This window comes from Variovorax sp. FW305-3-2-15-B-LB1 (assembly GCF_058787635.1).
On the sequence record NZ_JBYSZY010000008.1, the window covers coordinates 107195 to 126825 of the forward strand.

Here is a 19631-nt window from a genome sequence, read left to right on the forward strand (position 1 = left end):
CAGATGTGAGTGAGGACATCGCTGGTCGAACGGCGACGGCCGGAATCGACAAGGGGCGTCAAAAATTTTTCGTGTCAGGCAGCGAGGCCAGCTGCCGCTCCAGGAACTGCCGCTCGGGCTGCTGGCGGACCAGCGACAGTGCCTGCAGATAAGCCTCACGCGCGTCGTCGGTGCGGCCCAGGCGCCGACACAGTTCGGCGCGCGCGCCGTGCGCCAGGTGGTAGCGGGCCAGCTCGCCGCGCGCGAGCAGCGCGTCGATCAGCGCGAGCCCCGCAGCCGGCCCATCGCGCATCGCCACGGCCGCCGCGCGGTTGAGTTCGGCCACGGGCGAGGGGTCGAGCCGCAGCAGCACGTCGTACAGGCCGACGATCTGCGGCCAGTCGGTGGCGGCGGCCTCGGCCGCTTCGGCATGCACCGCGGCAATGGCGGCCTGCAAGGTGTACGGGCCGAAGCGGCGCGACAGCAGCGCACGCTCGACCAGCGCCGCGCCCTCCCCGATCTGCCCACGGTGCCACAGGCTGCGGTCCTGCGCGTCGAGCAGCACGAGTTCGCCCTGCGCCGACGTGCGCGCGGCGCGGCGCGCGTCGTGCAGCAGCATCAGCGCGAGCAGGCCCAGCGCCTCGGGGTCGGGCAGCAGCTCGGCCACCAAGCGCCCGAGCCGGATCGCTTCGGCCGAGAGGTCGGCACGCGTCACGCTCTGGCCCGACGAGGCCGCATAGCCTTCGTTGAACACGAGGTACACCACGCGCAACACGGCATCGAGCCGTTCGGGCAGCTCGGCCAGGCCCGGCACCTGGTACGGAATGCCCGCGTCGCGGATGCGCGCCTTGGCCCGCACGATGCGCTGCGCGATGGTGGGCGCGGGCACGAGGAAGGCGCGCGCGATCTCCTCGGTCGCCAGCCCGCAGACCTCGCGCAGCGTGAGCGCCACCTGGGCGTCGGGCGCGAGCGCGGGGTGGCAGCAGGTGAAGACCAGGCGCAGACGGTCGTCCTCGAGCGCGTCGGCATCCGGGTCGGCCTCGTGCCAGGCGGGCGCGGGGTCGGCCAGCGTGTCGGTGTGAGCGGTGGCGTCATCCCACGCGGTGAAGCGCGCCTGCCGGCGGATGCCGTCGATCGACTTGAAGCGCCCCGCCGACACCAGCCAGGCGCGCGGGTTGGCCGGCACGCCTTCGCGTGGCCATTGTTCGAGCGCGGCGCGAAAGGCGTCGTGCAGGGCTTCTTCGGCCAAGTCGAAGTCGCCGAGCAGGCGCACCAGCGTGGCGAAGATGCGGCGCGACTCGGTGCGGTAGATCGCGTCGAGCGTGTCGGCGATGGCCGTCGGTTGTGCCGTCACCCGGTGTCGCCGGCGAGCAGCCAACTCTCGAGCTTGACGAGGGAGCCGGTCCAGCCATGGTTGTGGCCGTCGCGCGCCGCTTCGTCGAAGAACTGCTGGTGCATGAGCACGAGCTCGCAGCCGCCCGCGTCGGGCTCGAGCTGCACGGTGACGCGCGACTCGCGCTCGGGCGTGCTGCGCCAGGCCCAGCTGAAGACCAGCCTGCGCTCGGGCACGACCTCGATGTACGTGCCGCTCACGTCGTGCGTCTCGCCGTCGGCCGCCAACATGGTCACGCGAAAGCGCCCGCCCACGCGCAGATCGACCTCGGCCAGCGGCACGTCGACGATCTCCTCGGGGCCGAACCAGTGCTTCAGCGCTTGCGGGTCGGTCCACGCGCGCCAGACTTTGGCGGGGCTGACGCGGAAGTGCCGGCGGAGCGTGAGCGAGGGGCGATCGGTGCCGGGGCCGGCGGTGGTGCCGGGGGAAGGTTTCGCCATTCGGTGTCCTCCTGGTGGTAGAGAAAGCGCGCCAAGGCATCGAGGCGGCCGGTCCAGAACTTCTCGTAGCGCGAGAGCCACACGGCAGCCTCCTGCATCGGGCCCGGCGACAGCTCGCAGCGCACGACGCGGCCCGCCTTCGTGCGCGAGATGAGGCCGGCGCCTTCGAGCACGCGCAGGTGCTTCATGAAGCCGGTCAGCGACATGCCGTGCGGTTCGGCGAGCTCGGTCACGCTGAGGCCGCCCTCGCCCAGCGCTTCGAGCACGCTGCGGCGGGTCGGGTCGGACAGGGCCGCAAACACGGCGTCCAGGGCATCTGAGTGAACCATGCGGTTGAGTATCTGGAGCGGCCCGCAGGCCGTCAAGCAATGGGCCGTGCGCAGGAACGGTTTATGCATGCTGCATCGCAGCATCATCCCCCGCGAAGGAGCTCCCATGCTGGACCGAACCGCCACCCAGTTCTCCCACGTCAAGCCCGGTGACACCGACTACGTCTCGGGCGGGTTGCGAGACTTCTTCCTGTACCGCGACCTCGGCATTGCGGCCGCCACGCACGGCAAGGTGATCGCGCACCTGGTCAAGGCCAACATGGCACCGGAAACGGGCACCGGCTGGCACCGCCACGAGGCGGACTTCCAGATCGTCATCATGCTCAAGGGCTGGGCGCGCTTCATGTACGAGGACAAGGAGACACGCGTCGAGGCCGGCGACGTGGTGCACCAGCGCCCCGGCATCCGCCACTTTCTCTTCGACTACTCGCCCGACATGGAGTACCTGGAAATCGTCTCGCCGGCCGACTTCAAGAGCATCGACGTCGAGCCGGTCTGCGAAATTCCGCCGGCCACGCCCTGGCCCTGAAACCCGCTGCCAGCGCGGCTTCGCACGCCGATAAACTCCTCGCGTCTCACCAGAAACGACAACAACCGAGGAGAGAGAACTTGCGTATTCATACTGCCCGCCTGACGGCCGGCTTGCTGTTCGCGTGCGCCCTGACGGCCACCAACCTCAGCAACGCCGCATCCCCCACCACTGCCCCCACAGCCTCGACAGCGAGCTCGCTCGAAGCTGAGCAGGAAGCCGCCTTCAAGGCGGCTAAAGCGGTAGAGAAAGCCGGCCCCGCCGACATCACGCTGCGCGACCAGGCCCACCTGAAGCTGCCCGCCGGCTACGTCTGGGTGCCGACGCCCGCCGCCGCGCAGCTCATGCGCAGCATGGGCAACCGCACCGACGACACCTTCATCGGCGCGATCTTTCCCGCGGACGACGGCGACTGGATGGCGGTCGTGAAGTTCGTGAAAGAGGGCTACATCAAGGACGACGACGCCAAGGACTGGAACGCCGACGAGCTGCTCACCAGCCTGAAGGAAGGCACCGAGGCCGCGAACGAGGAACGTGCCAAGCGCGGCATCCCGGGCATCGAGGTCACGGGCTGGGCGCAGAAGCCGCAGTACGACGCCGCGACGCACCGGCTGGTGTGGTCGGCCCTGTCGAAGAAGAAGGGCAGCGACGGCGGCAACCCCGGCGTCAACTACAACACCTACGCGCTGGGCCGCGAGGGCTACCTGAGCCTGAACCTCATCACCAACGCGAACGACCTCGAGAAGTACAAGCCCGACGCCACCAAGCTGCTCGGCGCGCTGCAGTACGACGATGGCAAGAAGTACGCGGACTTCAATGCGTCCACCGACAAGGTCGCCGCCTACGGCCTGGCCGCGCTGGTGGCCGGCGCCGCCGCGAAGAAGCTGGGCCTGTTCGCGGTCGCCCTCGCCTTCCTGGCCAAGTTCGCGAAGGTCGCCGTGGTGGCGGGCGGCGCGGCGCTGTGGGGCCTCACGAAGCTCTTCAAGAAGAAGAGCTGAGCCTGCAGCAGCCCGCCGCGCTCAGCGGCCCGAGAAGCGCGGCGCGCGCTTCTCTGTGAAGGCCTTCACGCCTTCGCGCCCATCCGCGCTGCCCGCGCGCTGGCGCAGCAGGCGGTGCTCCATCTCGAAGTGTTCTTCGATCGGGCGCACGGTGGCACCGCCGCACAGCGCCTTGATGCCCGCGAACGATGCGGTGGCACCGTTCGCCAGCCGCGTCACCAGCGCTTCGGCGGCCGCCGCCAGTTCGGCGTCCGGGTACAGCGCATCGACCGCACCCGCCGCCAGGCAGCGCGCGCTGTCGATCGCGTCGCTCAGCATCAGCCACTGCTGCGCGCGCACCGGCCCGATGCGGCGCGACAGGAAATACGAACTCCCCGCGTCCGGCGAGAGCCCGATGGCCGCGTAGCCCGTGCGCAGCTTCATCGACTCGGTGGCGAGCACGAAGTCGCCGCACAGCGCCAGCCCCACGCCGGCGCCGCCGACCGTGCCGTTCACCGCCACCACCAGCGGCGCCGGGTTCTGGGCCAGCCGCAGCAGCGCGGGATGCAGCCGGTCGAGGATGGCGTCGACCAGTTCGGGCAGCTTGTCGCCGGCCGCCACGAAGCTGTCGATGTCGCCGCCCGCGCAGAACACGCGGCCCTCGCCTGTCAGCAGGATGGCGCGCGGCGCCGCTTCGAGCACTTCGTCGATGGCGCGCGCCAGCGCGTGGCTGCTTGCCAGCGAGACCGAGTTGGCGCGCTCGGGCCGCTTCAGCACGATGCGGCCGATGCCGTCCTGCACGCCCCAGGCAATGCCTTCTTCGAACTGCATCTCAGATCCCCGTGAGCCCGCCGGTGCACATGAGCGTCTGGCCGCTCACGTAGTCCGACTCGGGCGCGCACAGCAGGTACACCGCGCCGGCCGCCTCTTCGGGCGTGCCGCCGCGGCCCAGCGGGATCGACTGCTCCATCATCGCCAGCAGGCCAGGGTTGACGCCGACCTTGATCTCGCGCCCCTCGATGTTCGCGGTGGTGGCCTCGGCCGTGCTGGCCGTGAGCCGCGTCTGGATGAAGCCGAAGGCCACGCAGTTCACCGTGACGTTCATGCGGCCCCACTCCTTGGCCAGCGTCTGCGTCATGCCGACGATGCCGGCCTTGGCGGTCGAATAGTTGGCCTGGCCCGCATTGCCGAAGAGCCCGGCCACCGACGAGATGTTGACCACCTTGCGCACCACGCGCCGGCCCGCTTCGCCCTCGGTTTTCGCCAGCGCGCGGATCACGGGCTGTGCGGCGCGCAGGATGCGAAACGGCGCCGTCAGGTGCACGTCGATCATGGCGTACCACTGCTCGTCGGTCATCTTCTGCACGACGCTGTCCCAGGTGTAGCCGGCGTTGTTGACGATGATGTCCAGGCCCTTGAACTCGTTCACCGCCGTGCCGACGAAGCGCTCGGCGAAGTCCGGCGCCGACACGCTGCCGACGCAGGCCACCGCCTGCCCGCCCGCGGCGCGGATGGCCTGCACGGTCTCTTCGGCCGGTGCGGCGTCGAGGTCGTTGACGACGACGCGTGCGCCTTCGCTGGCCAGCTTGAGCGCGATCGCGCGGCCGATGCCGCGGCCCGAGCCGGTGATGAGGGCGACCTTGCCTTCGAGTTTGGGTGTCATGTCTCTTCTCTCTTCTTTCTTTCGTTCGTTCAAGGGGTCAGCGCAGCGCCACCAGGGCTTCGCCCGCGATGCGCGTCTGGCCGTGCTGGTTGGCGCTGAGCACTTCCACGCGCACGCAGCGCTCACCGTTGTGTTCCAGCTTCTCGACCACGCGGCCGGTGCAGCGCACGGCATGGCCCAGGTGCGTGATGCCCTGGAAGCGCACGTCGAAGCGGCGCAACTGCGCCTGTGGCACCCACTGCGTGAGCAGCCGGCCGAGCCAGGCCATGCCCAGCATGCCCTGCGCGAACACGTCGGGCATGCCCGAGCGGCGTGCCATGTCGGTGTCGATGTGGATCGGGTTGTGGTCGCCCGAAGCGCCCGCGAAGAGCGCGAGCGTCGTGCGGTTCACCGGTGGGAGCTGCAGCGCGGGAAGTTCGTCGCCGACCTGCACGGTGTCGTAGCGGAGGGTCATCGCAGGTTCTTTCTTCAGTGGCGGCAGACGATGACCGTGCGCAGCTCGGCCACGAGTTCGTCGCGCTGGTTGGTGGCGCGCGAGGTCTTCACGACGAATTCGAGCGCGCCGTTCTTCTTGTCGTAGATGTCGCTGATGGTGGAACGCACCGTCACCGTATCTCCCACGCAGGCGGGGCGGTGGTAGCTGAAGCTCTGCTCGCCATGCAGCAGCTTCGACAACGGAATCTGCAGGTCGGTGAGCAGCTGGTCCGACGCACCCGAGTCCAGTTCGGCGGCGAACAGGAAAGTGGGCGGTGCCGGCAGGTCGGGGTAACCCGCATCGCGCGCCGCAGCGGCATCGGTGTAGACCGGATCGGTCTCGCCGATGGCCTTGGCGAAGAACTGCAGCCGGCTGCGCTCGATGGGCAGCACCGAGGCGGGCAGCTCGTGGCCGATCCATTTCTTGTCGATCATGGGTGGCCCTGCCCTCAGACGCGTTCGTACAGCGTGACCACGCAGGCGCCGCCCAAGCCGAGGTTGTGCTGCAGCGCCATCCGCGCACCTTCGACCTGGCGCTTCTCGGCCGTGCCGCGCAGCTGCTGGACCAGCTCCGTGCATTGCGCGAGCCCTGTCGCACCGAGCGGGTGGCCCTTCGACAGCAGCCCGCCGGACGGGTTGGTGACGACCTTGCCGCCGTAGGTGTTGTCGCCATCGACCACGAACTTCTCCGCGCCGCCGACCGGGCACAGGCCCAGCGCTTCGTAGCTGATGAGTTCGTTGTGCGCAAAGCAGTCGTGCAGCTCGACCACGTCGATGTCCTGCGGGCCGACACCGGCCGCGTCGTAGACCTTCTGCGCGGCTTCCTGCGCCATGCTGAAGCCGACCACCTCGCGCATGTCGCGCGCCTCGAAGGTGATGGCGCGGTCGGTGGTCATGGCCTGGGCCTTGATGCGCACGCTGCGGTCCAGCCCGTGGCGTTCGGCGAAGCGCGGCGAGCAGACGATGGCGGCTGCGGCGCCGCAAGTCGGCGGGCAGGCCATGAGCCGCGTCATCACGCCGGGCCACATCACGGGCGCGGCCATCACCTCGTCTTCGGTGACGACGGTGCGGAACAGCGCCACCGGGTTGTTCGACGCATGGCGGCTGGCCTTGGCGCGGATCTTCGCGAAGGTCGACATCTGCGTGCCGTACTGCTGCATGTGCGCCAGGCCGGCGCCGCCGAAGTAGCGCAGCGCCAGCGGCACCTGCTCGTTGCCGACCAGCTCGTCGGTGATCGACTCGAAGTGATCGAACGGGCTCGGGCGGTCGTTGAACACCGCGCCCAGCGCGCCGGGGCTCATGTGCTCGAAGCCCAGCGCCAGCACGCAGTCGGCCGCACCGCTGGCCACTGCCTGGCGCGCGAGGAACAGCGCGGTCGAGCCGGTGGAGCAGTTGTTGTTGACGTTGACGACCGGAATGCCGGTCATGCCCACTTCGTACAGCGCGCGCTGGCCGGCGGTCGAATCGCCGTACACGTAGCCGACGTAGGCCTGCTGCACCAGCTCGTAGCCGATGCCGGCGTCTTTCAAGGCGGCGTTGGTGGCGTGCGCGGCCATCTGCGGGTAGGGCTGGTTCGCGCCCGGCTTGGTGAAGGGGATCATGCCGACACCGACGACGTGGACATCCTGGCTCATGAGGGGCTCCTGAAGTGAATGAGTGAGTGAAATGGGAAGAGGAACAGGGCTCAGGCTACGCTTCGTTGGCGCCCTTGCCAAAACGGTTCGCGCAACCGGGTCTTGAGCACCTTGCCCGCACCCGACAGCGGCAGCGCCTCGACCACCGCCACGCTGCGCGGGCATTTGTAGTTGGCGATCAGCGCCTTGCAATGCGCAATGAGGGCGTCGGCCGCCAGCTGCTGGCCCGGCTTGAGCACCAGCACCGCATGCACGGCCTCGCCCCACTCCTCGCTGGGGATGCCGATGACCGCGCAGGCCGCCACGGCCGGGTGCTGGTTGATGGCGTTCTCGACCTCGGCCGAATAGATGTTCTCGCCGCCGCTGATGATCATGTCCTTCAGGCGGTCGACCACGAAGATGTAGCCGTCGTCGTCCATGTAGGCGCCGTCGCCCGTGTGCATCCAGCCGCCGCGCACGGCTGCGGCCGTCTGCGCGGGCTGGTTCCAGTAGCCCTGCATCACGTTGGGGCCGCGCACCGCGACCTCGCCCACCGTGCCGCGCGGCACCTCGAGGCCCTCGGCGTCGACGATGCGCACCTCGGTGCAGTAGCTGGCGCGGCCGGCCGAGCGCAGCTTGCCCCGGCGCTGGCCTTCGGCCGTGTGGTTGCGCGCGGGGTTGACGGTGGCCAGCGGCGACAGCTCGGTCATGCCGTAGGCCTGCACGAAGTCCACGCCCGGGAAGGCCGCCATCGCGCGGGTCAGCACCGCCTCCGAGATCGGCGAGGCGCCGTAGGTGATGCACTTCAGGCTGCCGAGGTCGCGCGGCTCGCGCATCGCCGGATGGTCCACCAGCATCTGGATCATGGTGGGCACTAGCAGCGCGTGCGTGACGCGGTCTTGTTCAATGGCGTTCAGCACCGCCTCGGGGTTGAAGGCCGGGATGATCGCGTGCGTGTTGCCCTCCAGCCAGTGCGGCGCGGCCAGGCCCATGTCGGCCAGGTGGAACATCGGCGCGGCATGCAGGTAGCAGCCCTCGGGCGAGGCCAGGCCTTCGGCATGCAAGGCCAGCCCCGAGCTGCCCATGTTGGTGTGGCTCAGCATCACGCCCTTGGGAAAACCCGTGGTGCCGCCGGTGTAGAAGATGCCGGCCAGATCGTCGTCGCAGCGGCCGGCGTCGGGCACGGGCGAGACGGCCTCCAGCAGCGCCTCGTAGCCGAGCATGCCGGGCGGCGTGGGGCCGTCGCCGCAGTAGATCACCTCGCGCAGGCTGGTCGCCTGCCCGCGCATCTGCTCGACCACCGCGCGGAAGGTGTCGTCCACCAGCAGCAGCGTGGAGCCCGAGTCGTCCAGCGAGTACAAAATTTCGGCCGCCGACCAGCGGATGTTGCAGGGGTTGAGCACGCCGCCGCCCCAGGGCACGGCCATCTGGTATTCGAGGTAGCGCGCCGAGTTGAGCGCCAGCATGGCGACGCGGTCACCCGCCTGCATGCCGAGCCCCTGCAGGGCGCCCGCCAGGCGCGCGACGCGCTCGGCATACGCACGAAAGCTCAGGGTACGGCCGGAAGCGCGCACGGCGATCCGGTCGGGGTGCTGCTGCACGCTGCGGTGCAGCGACTGGGTCTGGTACATGGCGGTTGTCTCCGTTCGGTTCTTGTGTAGGCGCATGGTAGAAACCGCGCCGTGCCGCGGCGATTGCGCTTCGCATCGCCCGCATGGCAGAAAACCTCAATCGACACCCGCGCCGCCACCGGGTCTGATCTGCTCACGCATGCTGCAACCGCCTGTCACCATCCCGATCGTGTTCGTCCAGGGCATGCTCTCGGGCGTGCGTGCGCGCGGCGACGACGCGCCCATCTGCATCGACACCGCGCTGCAGGACGCCGGCATCGCCCCCGCCCTGCTCGACGCGCCGGGCGCGCGCGTCACGGCCGAGCAGTACGTGGCGCTGTTCGCGCTGCTGATGGAGCGGCTGGACGACGAGGCCCTGTGCTTCCTGTCGCGCCGCCTGCGCCGGGGCAGCTTCGCGCTCATGACGCGCGCCACCCTGGGCGCCCCCACGCTCGAAGTGGCGCTGCGGCGCGTGGCCCGCACCTTCAGCCTGCTGCAGGACGACCTCGAGATGGTGCTGCTGCACGAAGGGCCGCTTGCGGGCTTCGGCCTGCGGGTGCAGGGCATGCCGAGCGCGCCGCTGAACTTCCTGCACGAGCTGATGCTGCGCGTGTACTGGCGGCTCTTTGCCTGGCTGCACGGCGGCCGACTGACGGCGCGCCGCTTCGACTTCGGCTTCGAGCAGCCGCCCTACGCCGCGCGCTACAACAAGGTGTTTCCCGCGCCGCTGCAGTTCGGCCAGCCGCTGTCGGCCGTGTGGTTCGACGCCAGCGCGCTGGCCACGCCGATCCACCGCGACGCGCGGGCCATGCGCGACTTCTTGGCGGCGGCGCCGGCGCACGTGATCCTGCCGCCGCTGGGCGAGCTGGCGGTGAGCGCGCGCGTGCGCACCGTGCTGCAGCAGCACCGCCCGGCCTGGGTCGACCTGGCCACGGCGGCGCGCAGCCTGCACATGTCGGTGAGCACGCTGCAGCGCCACCTGGCCACCGAGGGCACCTCGTTCCAGTCGCTCAAGGACCAGCTGCGGCGCGACGTGGCCATCGTGCGCCTGAACACCAGCACCGTGCCGCTGGCGGCGCTGGCCGAGGAGCTGGGCTTTTCGGACAGCGCGGCGTTCCAGCGCGCGTTCAAGACCTGGACCGGTGGGGCGCCGGGGTCGTACCGGCGCCGGCCGAATCCGGAATCGGGCACCGACCCGCAGGCTTGAGTTTTCAGACAATCCTGAAACTACAGCCATCTCGCGCGACAATCCACCGCATGGCTTCCGCACCCGACCTCCCTCCCCTCAACCGCCAGTTCGTCGCCCACTTCGGCGAGATGGGCAGCAAGTGGGGCATCAACCGCACCGTCGGCCAGATCTACGCGCTGATCTTCCTGTCGGAGCGCGCGCTCAATGCCGACGAGATCGCCGAGATGCTGGAGTTCTCGCGCTCCAACGTGAGCATGGGTTTGAAGGAGCTGCAGGCCTGGCGCCTCGTGCACCTGCGCCACCACGCGGGCGACCGCCGCGAGTACTTCGAGGCGCCGAAGGACGTGTGGGAAATCTTCCGCGTGCTGGCCGAGGAACGCCGGCGCCGCGAGATCGAGCCCACGCTCTCGATGCTGCGCAACGCGCTGCTCGAATCGCCCACCAGCGACGCCGAGCGCCACGCGCAGGCCCGCATGCGCGAGATGCACGACCTGATCGACCGGCTGATGAAATGGTTCGACGACGTGCAGCGGCTGGCGCCCGAGACTGCGATGCAGCTCATGGGCATGGGCGCGACGGTGACGAAGGTGCTGACGCTCAAGGACCGCCTCACGGGCGGTGCGTCCAAGAAGAGCGGCAAGGGCCCCGCGGGCGAAACCTGAGTCGCGCCACGAGGCGAAGGAAACAGGCGAAGGGCTACGCCTTCACAGCCGTCACAGCCGTTCCTGTCCCTGCGGGGTTTCCGGCGTGCCGAGCTTTTCCTTGCGGATGGCCTCGTCGTCCATCAGCTCGTACCACATGGCGTTGAGCACGGCGAAGGCGGCGGCCAGCGGCAGGCCGAGGATCCAGGCGAAGTACCACATGTCTTTTTCCTTCCCGTTTCAGTAGGCGTGTCCGCTCTCGTCGCGGATGGCTTGCTCGTCGACCTTGCCCCACAGCACGTGGTAGACCCAGGTGGTGTAGGCCACGATGATCGGGATGAAGATCGCGGTGACCACCAGCATGATGAACAGCGTCAGGTGGCTCGACGACGAATCCCACACCGTGAGGCTGGCGCGCGGGTCGATCGACGAGGGCAGGATGAACGGGAACATCGACGCGCCCACGCTCAGGATGATGCCGGCGATGCCCAGCGCCGCGGCCAACAGCGCGAATCCCGGCCGGCGCAGCACCAGCCCGAGCAGCGCACCCAGCGTGCCGACGAAGCCCGCCGCCGGCGCGGCGATGGTCCAGGGGTGCGCCGCGTAATTGCCCATCCAGGCGCCGGCATGCAGCTCGACGGTCTTGAGCATCGGGTTCGACGGGCCCACCGCGTCGACCACGCTGCTGATGCGAAAGCCCCCGATGCCCATCGCCAGCCACACGCCGGCCAGCGCATAGAACACGAGCGTGAGCACCGCCGCGACCATGCCGTAGCTGCGCGCGCGCTCGGCCACCGGGCCGGCGGTCTTGAGCAGCAGCCAGGCCGCGCCGTGCATCACCAGCATCGCCACCGACACCAGCCCGCAGAGGATGGCGAAGGGGTTCAGCAGGCCGAAGAAGCTGCCGTCGTAGAAGATGTGCATGTCGGCGCCGAAGCGGAACGGCACGCCCTGCAGCACGTTGCCCACAGCCACGCCGCAGATCAGCGCGGGCACGAAGCCGCTGAAGAACAGCACGCCGTCCCAGCGCGCGCGCCACTGCGGCGACTCGCGCTTGCTGCGGAACTTGAAGGCCACCGGCCGCAGGATCAGCGCCGACAAGATCACGAACATCGCCAGGTAGAAGCCCGAGAACGACACGGCGTACAGCTGCGGCCAGGCCGCGAAGACGGCGCCGCCGCCCAGGATGAGCCACACCTGGTTGCCCTCCCACACCGGGCCCACGCTGTTGATGACCACGCGGCGCTCGATGTCGTTGCGCGCGGCAAAGGGCAGCAGCATGCCGGCGCCCAGATCGAAGCCGTCGGTCACCGCGAAGCCGACCAGCAGCACACCGATCAGCAGCCACCAGATGAAGCGCAGGGTGTCGTAGTCGAGGAGTGTGTGGAGGATCATGCGGCGCTCCCGGTCGAGGCAGAAGAGGAAGACGTGGCGGCACGCGCCGGCGGAATGTGCGAGCGCGCATCGCCCTCGGTGGGCGCATGCTCGACCTCGGGCCCCTTGCGGATGGCCTTGAGCATCAGCTTCATCTCGATGATGAGCAGCGTGGTGTAGATCGCGATGAAGCCCGCGAGCGTGATCAGCAAGGTCGTCACGCCCAGGTTCGACACGGCCACCGCGGTCGGCAGCACGCCCTCGATCACCCAGGGCTGGCGGCCGAACTCCGCCACCAGCCAGCCGGACTCGATGGCGATCCACGGCAGCGGAATCGCCCACACCGCCACCTTCAGCAGCCAGCGGTGGCGGTCGAGCGCGCGGCGCGCCGACAGCACGAAGAAGGTGCCCGTCAACAGGATCAGCAGCATGCCGATGCCCACCATCACGCGGAACAGCCAGAACAGCGGCGCCACCTGCGGCACGGTGTCCCATGCGGCCTTGGCGATCTGCTCGTCGGTGGCCTGGCGCGGGTCGTCCACGTAGCGCTTGAGCAGCAGCGCGTAGCCCATGTTGATGCCGTTGTCCTCGAAGTCGCCGCGCACGCCCTGCGTGACCTTGTCGGCGCCGCCGGCCTCGCGGATCTTCTGCAGCGCGTCGTAGGCCTTCAGGCCCTCGCGGATGCGGGCTTCGGCGCGCTTCACGAGCTCGTCGATGCCGGGCATCACGGTGTTGAGCGAGCGCGTGCCGATGAGGCCCATCACCGCCGGGATGTGGATCGCGTAGTGCGTCTCGCGCGCCTTCTGGTCGGGGAAGCCGATCACGGTGAAGGCGGCGGGCGCGGGCTGCGTCTCCCACATGCCTTCGATGGCGGCCAGCTTCATCTTCTGGTGTTCGCCCGAGAGGTAGCCGCTCTCGTCGCCCAGCACCGCCACCGACAGCGCGGCGGCCAGGCCGAACGATGCGGCCACGGTCATCGAGCGCTTGGCCAGTTCGATGTGGCGGCCCTTGAGCAGGTACCACGCCGACACGCCGAGCACGAACACAGCGGCGCACACATAGCCGGCCGACACGGTGTGCACGAACTTGGCCTGCGCCACCGGGTTGGTCAGCACGGCGGCGAAGTCGGTCACCTCCATGCGCATGGTCGCGGGATTGAAGGCCGCCCCCACGGGGTTCTGCATCCAGCCGTTGGCAATGAGAATCCACAACGCCGAGAAGTTGGAGCCGATGGCCACGGCCCAGGTGGCCGTGAGGTGGCCTACCTTCGAGAGCTTGTCCCAGCCGAAGAAGAACAGGCCCACGAAGGTCGCTTCCATGAAGAAGGCCATGAGCCCTTCGATGGCCAGCGGCGCACCGAAGATGTCGCCGACGTAGTGGCTGTAGTAGCTCCAGTTCATGCCGAACTGGAACTCCATCACGATGCCGGTGGCCACGCCCATCGCGAAGTTGATGCCGAACAGCACGCCCCAGAACTTGGTCATGTCGCGCCAGATGACGCGCCCGGTCATCACGTAGACCGTCTCCATGATGGCCAGGATGATCGACAGTCCGAGCGTGAGCGGCACGAACAGGAAGTGGTACAGCGCCGTCACGGCGAACTGCAGGCGCGAGAGCGCGACGATGTCAAGGTCCATGGGGGCTTCCTTTATGTGTTCTGTTCGTTCGTTGCTCGGTCGGTCAACTCATCAATCGGGGCGCAGGCCGCGCAGCGCAGCCTCGAAGGCCTCCGTGCCACGGCGCAGGTCGGCGACGATGCGGCCCTGCGCCATGCACACGAGGCGGTCGGCCAGCGCGGCTTCTCGGCGCAGGTGCGTGGCGATCAGCAGCGTGCGCGCGCCGGCCTGCTGCGCCAAGCGCTGCAGCACGTCGTGCGCGGTGGCGGCGTCGAGCGCCTCGGTCGGTTCGTCGAGCAGCCACAGCGGCACCGGGCGCAGCAGCAGCCGCGCGAGCGCGAGCCGGCGCGACTGCCCGCCCGAGAGGCCGAGGCCGCCTTCGCCCAGGCGCGTGTCGAGGCCGGTGGCCAGCGCGCGCACGTCGGCGTCGAGGCCGGCGGCGAGCAGCACGGTCCACAGGCGCTCGTCGCTGGCTTGGGGATCAGCAAGGCGAAGGTTGTCGCGCAGGCTGTCCTGGAAGAGTTCGGTGCGTTGGGTCAGCAGACAGGCCGGTTGCGCCTGCACCTGACCGGCGCGTGGCGTGAGGTCGCCGGCGACCACGGAAAGCAGCGTGGACTTGCCCGCGCCGCTGGCGCCGACCAGTGCGACGCGCTCGCCCGCGTTCAGGTGCAGCGACACGCCGCTGAGCACTTCGACGAGGCTGCCGGGGTGCATGACGGTGAGCTGGTCGACCTGCACGGCTGCCGTCTGTACGTTGCGAGAGGGGCGTGCGCCCTCTTCCACTGAAGGGTCGAGCCGTGGTGCCAGCCGGCGCACGGCCAGCCACGTGCGCCCCGCGTCGAGCGCGCCACGCCGCAGCGCCGCGAACGGCTCGGTGGCAGTGAGCGCGATCAGCAACGCGAGCGCCGCGCCGGGGGCGCCGATGACGCCTTCGCTCACCAATGCGCCGACAGCCAGCAGCACGCCGACCAGCGTCAGCGTGCCCGCGCTGCCATAGGCGAAACCGGCCGCGGCTTCGAGCTTGTTCAGTGCGAGATCGGCCTGCGCGAGGTGCGCGTCGGCATTCATGAGCGCGGCGCGCTGGGCGTCGAGCCGGCCGGCCATCGCGAGATCGGCCTGGCCTGCGACCAGGTCGACGGCGCGCGCGCGCAGCGCTTCCACGGCATGGGCGCGCTGCCGCGCCGGCTGCCGCGCACGCCGCGCGATGAGGAACGCCAGCCCCCAGCCGACGGCGCAGAGCCAGAGCGCGATCACCACGCCCATCCCCACATGCATGAAGCCGAGCACGATGCCCGCCAGCAGCGCCGCGCCGAACGCCGCGGCGGCGGGCACGAACAGGCGCAGGTAGAGCGACTCGAGCGCGTCGATGTCGGACGTGAGACGGAACAGCAGCCGCGCCGGCCGCATCAGCAGGTCGCGCGCGGCCTCGGGGCGCGCCCAGCCGCGGAACAGCCGCACGCGCAGTTCGGCAAGCACGGCGAAGGTGGCGTCGTGCGTGACCAGCCGCTCGCCGTAGCGCGACCCCGTGCGCCCGAGCGCCAGCAGCCGGATGCCGGCCGAGGGCATGAAGACATCGAAGGTGAAGGCCGTGGCCGCATGCAGGCCCGCGAGTGCGGTCGCGGTGATGAACCAGCCCGACAGGCCCAGCAGCGCCATGCCCGCGAGCACGGTGACAGCGGCCAGCAGGCAGCCCAGCAGCAAGGCGCGCGGCTGGGTCGCGAGGAAGGGACGCAGCACGAGGCGCAGGTCGCGCCAGCGGGGGGAACGGGTGGCGTGGCGGCTCATGCGGCCTTCTCCACCGGCGGCTCGGGTCCGAGGCTCACCGTGCGGTCCATGCGCGCGGCCAGCACCGGGTCGTGGGTCGAGACGATCAAGGTCCGGCCACGGGCGAGCGCCACCAGTGCGTCGGCCACGCGCGCGGCGGTGGCGGTGTCCAGGTGGGCCGTGGGCTCGTCGGCCAGGATCAGGTCGGCATGCGGATGCACCGCGACGCGCGCCAGCGCCAGCCGCACGGCCTCGCCGCCCGACAGGCCGCTGCCGCCCTCGCCCAGCGCGGTGCCGGGATGGGCCTGCGCCACGTCGTCGAGCGCCGCGAAACGCATCGCCTCGGCGACCTCGGGCGCGCCGATGTCGGCGCGGCCCAGTGCCACGTTGGCTTCGACCGATCCGGCGAAGACGTGGGGCTTCTGTCCCATCCACGCCGTGCGCTGGCGCAATGCGGCGGCCGTGTGTTCGGTGAGCGGCACGCCGCCAATGGCGATCTCGCCGCGTGTGGCCGGCATCAGCCCGGCCAGCAGCGAGAGCAGCGCGGTCTTGCCCGATCCGCTCGGGCCGGCCAGCGCGACATGCTCGCCGGCACCGATGCGCAATTCATACCCGTCGAAGAGCGGCGTCGACTCGCCGGGCCAGGAGAAATGCAGCCCATGGACTGTCACCGCAGGCGCGGCCCCTGCACCGGCGGCGCCGGTGGCTGCGCGCGTGACCGCGACGCCCGCGCCGGGCAACGGCAGCGCGCCGCCTTGCATGTCGTCGAGCGCCTGCAGCGCCGCCTCGCCGGCCGCGCGGTCGTGCCAGACTGCCGACAGCTCGCGCAGCGGCTCGAAGAAGGCCGGCGCCAGCAACAGCACGAACAGGCCTTCGCCCAGGCTGAGTTGCTGGCCCCAGGCACCGAAGCCGAGCGAGCCCAGCAGATGGAAACCGATGTAGACCGCAACCAGCGCCACGCCCAGCGCGGAGAACAACTCCAGCACCGCCGACGACAGGAAGGCGATGCGCAGCACCGCCATCGTGCGCTGGCGCAGCGACTGCGCGGAGGCACCGAGCCGGTCGGCCGTGGCGTCGACCGCGTCCAGCGCGCGCAGCGTGGCCAGGCCGCGCAGGCGGTCGAGCAGGAAGGCGTTCATGCCGCCCATCTCGACCATCTGCGCCTCGCTGGCCGCCTTGGCGCGCCAACCGACGATGGCCATGAAGATCGGGATCAGCGGCGCCGCCACCAGCAGCACCAGCGCCGCAGCCCATGAGAACCAGGCCACGGCCGCGAGCAGGAAGAGCGGCACCACCGTCGCGCGCCAGCGCGCGGGCTGGTAGCGCACGAGGTACGGCACCAGCGCCTCGGCCTGTTCGGCGAGCACGCTGGCCGCAAGGCCGGAGGGCGCGCGTTCGCGGTCCAGCGGCGAACCGGCCGCCAATGCGGCTGCGGTCTGCGCGCGCAAGGCCGTCAATTGCGCCCGCGCGCGCCCGAAAGTGCGGCGCACGCCCCAGGCTTCGCAGCCCGCGCGCAGCAGGCCGAGCAAGAGGATGCCCACCGCCGGCCACAGCACGGCGGCCATGCCCTCGCCGCTGGCCAGGCCCTGCACCGCCATCGCCAGCAGCGCCGCCTGCGGCAGCCACGCGAGCGCCGCGACGCCTTGCACCACGCTGCCGATGTCGGGCGACGTGAAAGCCTTCAACGGCGATCGTGGCGGCGATGGTTCTGTCATTCCTTGAGTTTGTGTATTTTCAGTATTTACTGAAAGATTCACAATCATACACAACAGGGGCAGTTCGCGCAGACTGCCCGCTCTGAAGCCCGAAGGCAACAGATTTGCAAAGGAATGGGAAGAAAAAGGGCCGCACCGCAGCGGGTGCGGCGCGCTTCAGTACGACACGATGAGGCCGCTGACGAGCAATGCGGCAAAAAGTGTGCAGACGCTGCGCAGCGACGCCGGCCGGGCTTCGACCCCGCGGTACAGCAGCACCGCGGCGCCCACCGACAGGCCGAAGGTCGCGACCATGCCCAGCAGGTCGACCCATGGCCCATGCGGCCCCAGGCCCGCCACCAGCGCGTTCACGGCGAGCAGCACCGGGAAATGGATCAGGAACAGCGAGTACGAAATGCGCCCCAGCTGCTGCAGCGGCACGGCCGCCGCGGGCCAGTGCGCGGGCGACAGCCACTGCCGGCGCTGCGCCACCGCGATCAGCAGCGCAGTGATCAGTGCGATGGCGATGCGGCTGCGCCAGTCGATGGCGAGCGCACCCGCCCCCACCAGCGCCAGCAGCGCGACGGCGCTGCACCAGGTGCTGGTGCGCGTGGCGCGGCCGACCCAGAAGGCCAGCATGCCGAGCCCGTAGGCGCCGAAGAAATAGAACGCCGTTTCGTCCAGCCGCGCCTGCCGGTTGAACAGCGCGAGCGACGCCACGGCCACGATGAACACCAGCGCCACCGGCGCCCAGCGCGCGGCCGAAGTGGGTTGTCGCAGCACGGCGGGCAGCCCGACCAGTGCGAGCGCCAGCGCGAACAGCTGGAAGTCGATCGCCACATACCAGACGCCGGTCGACAGCGACTCGTAGTTCAGTAGGTCCTGCAGCAGCAGCCCGTGCGCCAGCAGCTGACCGAGGCTCGGCTCGGCCGGCACCACCTCCTCACCCAGCCATGGCCGCGCCACCTCGGCCACCAGCACGCAGACCGTGAGCGCCGCCAGGTACGGCATGACCAGCCGGCCATAGCGCTGGAAGATCCGCGAGAGCGGTCGGTCCACGCGCAGCACGCCGTCGGGCGCCAGGCTCGCCGTGGCCAGGAAGCCGGCGATCACGAGAAAGACCTGCACCGCGAGCCGACCGTCATTCGCCAGCCAGCCGAAGAAATCGGGCGCCAGCACCTGCGCGCCGGCCGGCATCGGGCCGTAGCGCGCGAGGTGGTGCCCCACGATCAGCGCACAGGCCAGGCCCTTGACCACGTCGAGCAGCGGCATGCGCCCCTGCCGCGCAGGCACGGCCCCGCCGCCACCGCTCGCAGCGGAGGTCGATGCCGGTGCGTGCGAACCGTTCAAAGTGCCAATCGCTGTCGTGCTTCCTGGTATTCGCGCTTGAGCTTCTCGATGAAGGCACCCGCGCTCGCCACTTCGGTGATCGCGCCGATGCCCTGGCCCGAGCCCCAGATGTCTTTCCAGGCCTTGGCCTTGCTGCCTTCGCCGCCGCCGAAGTTCATGGTGGTCACGTCGCCTTCGGGCAGGTTGGCCGGGTCCATGCCGGCCTTGACGATGCTGGGTGCCAGGTAGTTGCCGTGCACGCCGGTGAACAGGCTCGAATAGACGATGTCGTCCGAGTTGCCGTCCACGATGGCCTGCTTGTACTCCTCGCTCGCACGCGCCTCTTCGGTCGCGATGAAGGCCGTGCCGATGTAGGCGAAGTCGGCGCCCATGGCCTGCGCCGCGAGCACCGCGCCGCCGGAGGCGATGGAGCCAGACAGCGCGATCGGGCCGTCGAACCACTGACGGATTTCCTGCACCAGCGCGAACGGGCTCTTCACGCCCGCGTGGCCGCCGGCACCGGCCGCCACGGCGATGATGCCGTCGGCGCCCTTCTCGATCGCCTTCTGCGCGAACTTGTTGTTGATGATGTCGTGCAGCGTCACGCCGCCGTAGCTGTGCACAGCATCGTTCACGTCGGTGCGCGCGCCCAGCGAGGTGATCACGATCGGCACCTTGTACTTCACGACCATCTCCATGTCGTGCTCGAGGCGGTCGTTGCTCTTGTGCACGATCTGGTTGATGGCGAAGGGCGCGGCGGGCTTGTCCGGGTTGGCCTTGTTGTAGGCCGCCAGCTCCTCGGTGATCTCGATCAGCCACTCTTCGAGCTGGGCGGCCGGGCGGGCGTTGAGCGCCGGCATCGAGCCGACCACGCCGGCCTTGCATTGCGCGATCACGAGCTTGGGGTTGCTGATGATGAACAGCGGCGAGCCGATGATCGGCAGCGGCAGGTTCGCGAGGACAGAAGGCAGCTTGGACATGTCGTCTCCGGGAAGGGGTTCGGTTTTATAAGAGCAA

General features: G+C 69.8%; 19 protein-coding genes and 1 pseudogene. 4 read left to right on the forward strand and 16 right to left on the reverse strand.

Annotated features, from left to right (window positions below):
- Positions 1–58: 58 nt before the first annotated feature.
- The 3 genes and pseudogenes from AC3WQR_RS07615 to AC3WQR_RS07625 all read right to left on the reverse strand — a co-directional run.
- Positions 59–1333, reverse strand: coding sequence for an RNA polymerase sigma factor (locus tag AC3WQR_RS07615; protein ID WP_492741636.1), 1275 nt, complete (start codon positions 1331–1333; stop codon positions 59–61).
- Positions 1330–1812, reverse strand: coding sequence for an SRPBCC family protein (locus AC3WQR_RS07620; protein WP_492741637.1), 483 nt, complete (start codon positions 1810–1812; stop codon positions 1330–1332). Before AC3WQR_RS07620 ends, AC3WQR_RS07615 begins: the two co-directional genes overlap by 4 nt.
- A 149-nt stretch (positions 1813–1961) precedes the next feature.
- A pseudogene (locus AC3WQR_RS07625) lies at positions 1962–2249 on the reverse strand (ArsR/SmtB family transcription factor); the annotation flags it as partial.
- Here AC3WQR_RS07625 and AC3WQR_RS07630 point away from each other — a divergent pair.
- Positions 2248–2670: a cupin domain-containing protein gene (locus AC3WQR_RS07630; RefSeq protein WP_492741639.1), complete on the forward strand. Its 423-nt coding sequence runs from the start codon at positions 2248–2250 to the stop codon at positions 2668–2670. The pseudogene AC3WQR_RS07625 and the gene AC3WQR_RS07630 sit on opposite strands and share 2 nt — an antisense overlap.
- 80 nt (positions 2671–2750) lie before the next feature.
- The gene (locus tag AC3WQR_RS07635; RefSeq protein WP_492741640.1) at positions 2751–3668 is read left to right on the forward strand and encodes a DUF2167 domain-containing protein; all 918 of its coding nucleotides are present in this window, start codon (positions 2751–2753) and stop codon (positions 3666–3668) included.
- Between the two features lie 21 nt (positions 3669–3689).
- Here the strand turns inward: AC3WQR_RS07635 and AC3WQR_RS07640 are convergent, their stop codons facing one another.
- The 6 genes from AC3WQR_RS07640 to AC3WQR_RS07665 are packed head-to-tail and all read right to left on the reverse strand — an operon-like array spanning position 3690 to position 9028.
- The gene (locus tag AC3WQR_RS07640) at positions 3690–4478 is read right to left on the reverse strand and encodes an enoyl-CoA hydratase/isomerase family protein (RefSeq protein WP_492741641.1); all 789 of its coding nucleotides are present in this window, start codon (positions 4476–4478) and stop codon (positions 3690–3692) included.
- Position 4479: 1 nt separating this feature from the next.
- Positions 4480–5310 carry an SDR family NAD(P)-dependent oxidoreductase gene (locus tag AC3WQR_RS07645; RefSeq protein WP_070059439.1) on the reverse strand — a complete coding sequence of 277 codons (831 nt, stop codon included), beginning with the start codon at positions 5308–5310 and terminating at the stop codon, positions 4480–4482.
- A 37-nt stretch (positions 5311–5347) separates the two neighbouring features.
- The gene (locus AC3WQR_RS07650) at positions 5348–5764 is read right to left on the reverse strand and encodes a MaoC family dehydratase (protein WP_492741642.1); all 417 of its coding nucleotides are present in this window, start codon (positions 5762–5764) and stop codon (positions 5348–5350) included.
- Positions 5765–5778: 14 nt separating this feature from the next.
- Positions 5779–6219: a MaoC family dehydratase N-terminal domain-containing protein gene (locus tag AC3WQR_RS07655; protein ID WP_070059441.1), complete on the reverse strand. Its 441-nt coding sequence runs from the start codon at positions 6217–6219 to the stop codon at positions 5779–5781.
- Between the two features lie 14 nt (positions 6220–6233).
- Positions 6234–7418 (reverse strand): lipid-transfer protein, encoded by a 1185-nt coding sequence (locus tag AC3WQR_RS07660; protein ID WP_159272320.1) that lies wholly within the window; start codon positions 7416–7418, stop codon positions 6234–6236.
- A gap of 50 nt (positions 7419–7468) precedes the next feature.
- The gene (locus tag AC3WQR_RS07665; RefSeq protein WP_492741644.1) at positions 7469–9028 is read right to left on the reverse strand and encodes a long-chain-fatty-acid--CoA ligase; all 1560 of its coding nucleotides are present in this window, start codon (positions 9026–9028) and stop codon (positions 7469–7471) included.
- A 139-nt stretch (positions 9029–9167) separates the two neighbouring features.
- On the opposite strand from AC3WQR_RS07665, the gene AC3WQR_RS07670 reads away from it, so the two are divergent.
- Both AC3WQR_RS07670 and AC3WQR_RS07675 read left to right on the forward strand, forming a co-directional pair.
- The gene (locus tag AC3WQR_RS07670) at positions 9168–10214 is read left to right on the forward strand and encodes an AraC family transcriptional regulator (RefSeq protein WP_492741645.1); all 1047 of its coding nucleotides are present in this window, start codon (positions 9168–9170) and stop codon (positions 10212–10214) included.
- A gap of 50 nt (positions 10215–10264) precedes the next feature.
- Positions 10265–10858 carry a GbsR/MarR family transcriptional regulator gene (locus AC3WQR_RS07675; protein ID WP_492741646.1) on the forward strand — a complete coding sequence of 198 codons (594 nt, stop codon included), beginning with the start codon at positions 10265–10267 and terminating at the stop codon, positions 10856–10858.
- A 51-nt stretch (positions 10859–10909) separates the two neighbouring features.
- Here the strand turns inward: AC3WQR_RS07675 and cydX are convergent, their stop codons facing one another.
- From cydX to AC3WQR_RS07710, 7 genes are all read right to left on the reverse strand, one after another.
- Positions 10910–11059, reverse strand: a complete 150-nt coding sequence (gene cydX / locus AC3WQR_RS07680) for a cytochrome bd-I oxidase subunit CydX (protein WP_062475789.1) — start codon at positions 11057–11059, stop codon at positions 10910–10912.
- Positions 11060–11077: 18 nt separating this feature from the next.
- A complete protein-coding gene (cydB, locus tag AC3WQR_RS07685) occupies positions 11078–12232 on the reverse strand; it encodes a cytochrome d ubiquinol oxidase subunit II (RefSeq protein ID WP_159277448.1) in 1155 nt (384 codons plus the stop codon).
- Positions 12229–13848, reverse strand: a complete 1620-nt coding sequence (locus AC3WQR_RS07690; RefSeq protein WP_095947372.1) for a cytochrome ubiquinol oxidase subunit I — start codon at positions 13846–13848, stop codon at positions 12229–12231. Before AC3WQR_RS07690 ends, cydB begins: the two co-directional genes overlap by 4 nt.
- A gap of 51 nt (positions 13849–13899) precedes the next feature.
- Positions 13900–15612, reverse strand: coding sequence for a thiol reductant ABC exporter subunit CydC (gene cydC / locus AC3WQR_RS07695; RefSeq protein ID WP_492741647.1), 1713 nt, complete (start codon positions 15610–15612; stop codon positions 13900–13902).
- Entirely contained in the window at positions 15609–17306 is a 1698-nt protein-coding gene (gene cydD / locus AC3WQR_RS07700) for a thiol reductant ABC exporter subunit CydD (RefSeq protein ID WP_492741649.1), read from the reverse strand. The genes cydC and cydD overlap by 4 nt, the downstream gene beginning before the upstream one ends.
- Positions 17307–17462: 156 nt before the next feature.
- Positions 17463–18557, reverse strand: coding sequence for an acyltransferase family protein (locus tag AC3WQR_RS07705; RefSeq protein WP_492741664.1), 1095 nt, complete (start codon positions 18555–18557; stop codon positions 17463–17465).
- A 74-nt stretch (positions 18558–18631) separates the two neighbouring features.
- Positions 18632–19594: an NAD(P)H-dependent flavin oxidoreductase gene (locus AC3WQR_RS07710; protein WP_062482679.1), complete on the reverse strand. Its 963-nt coding sequence runs from the start codon at positions 19592–19594 to the stop codon at positions 18632–18634.
- Positions 19595–19631: the final 37 nt, after the last annotated feature.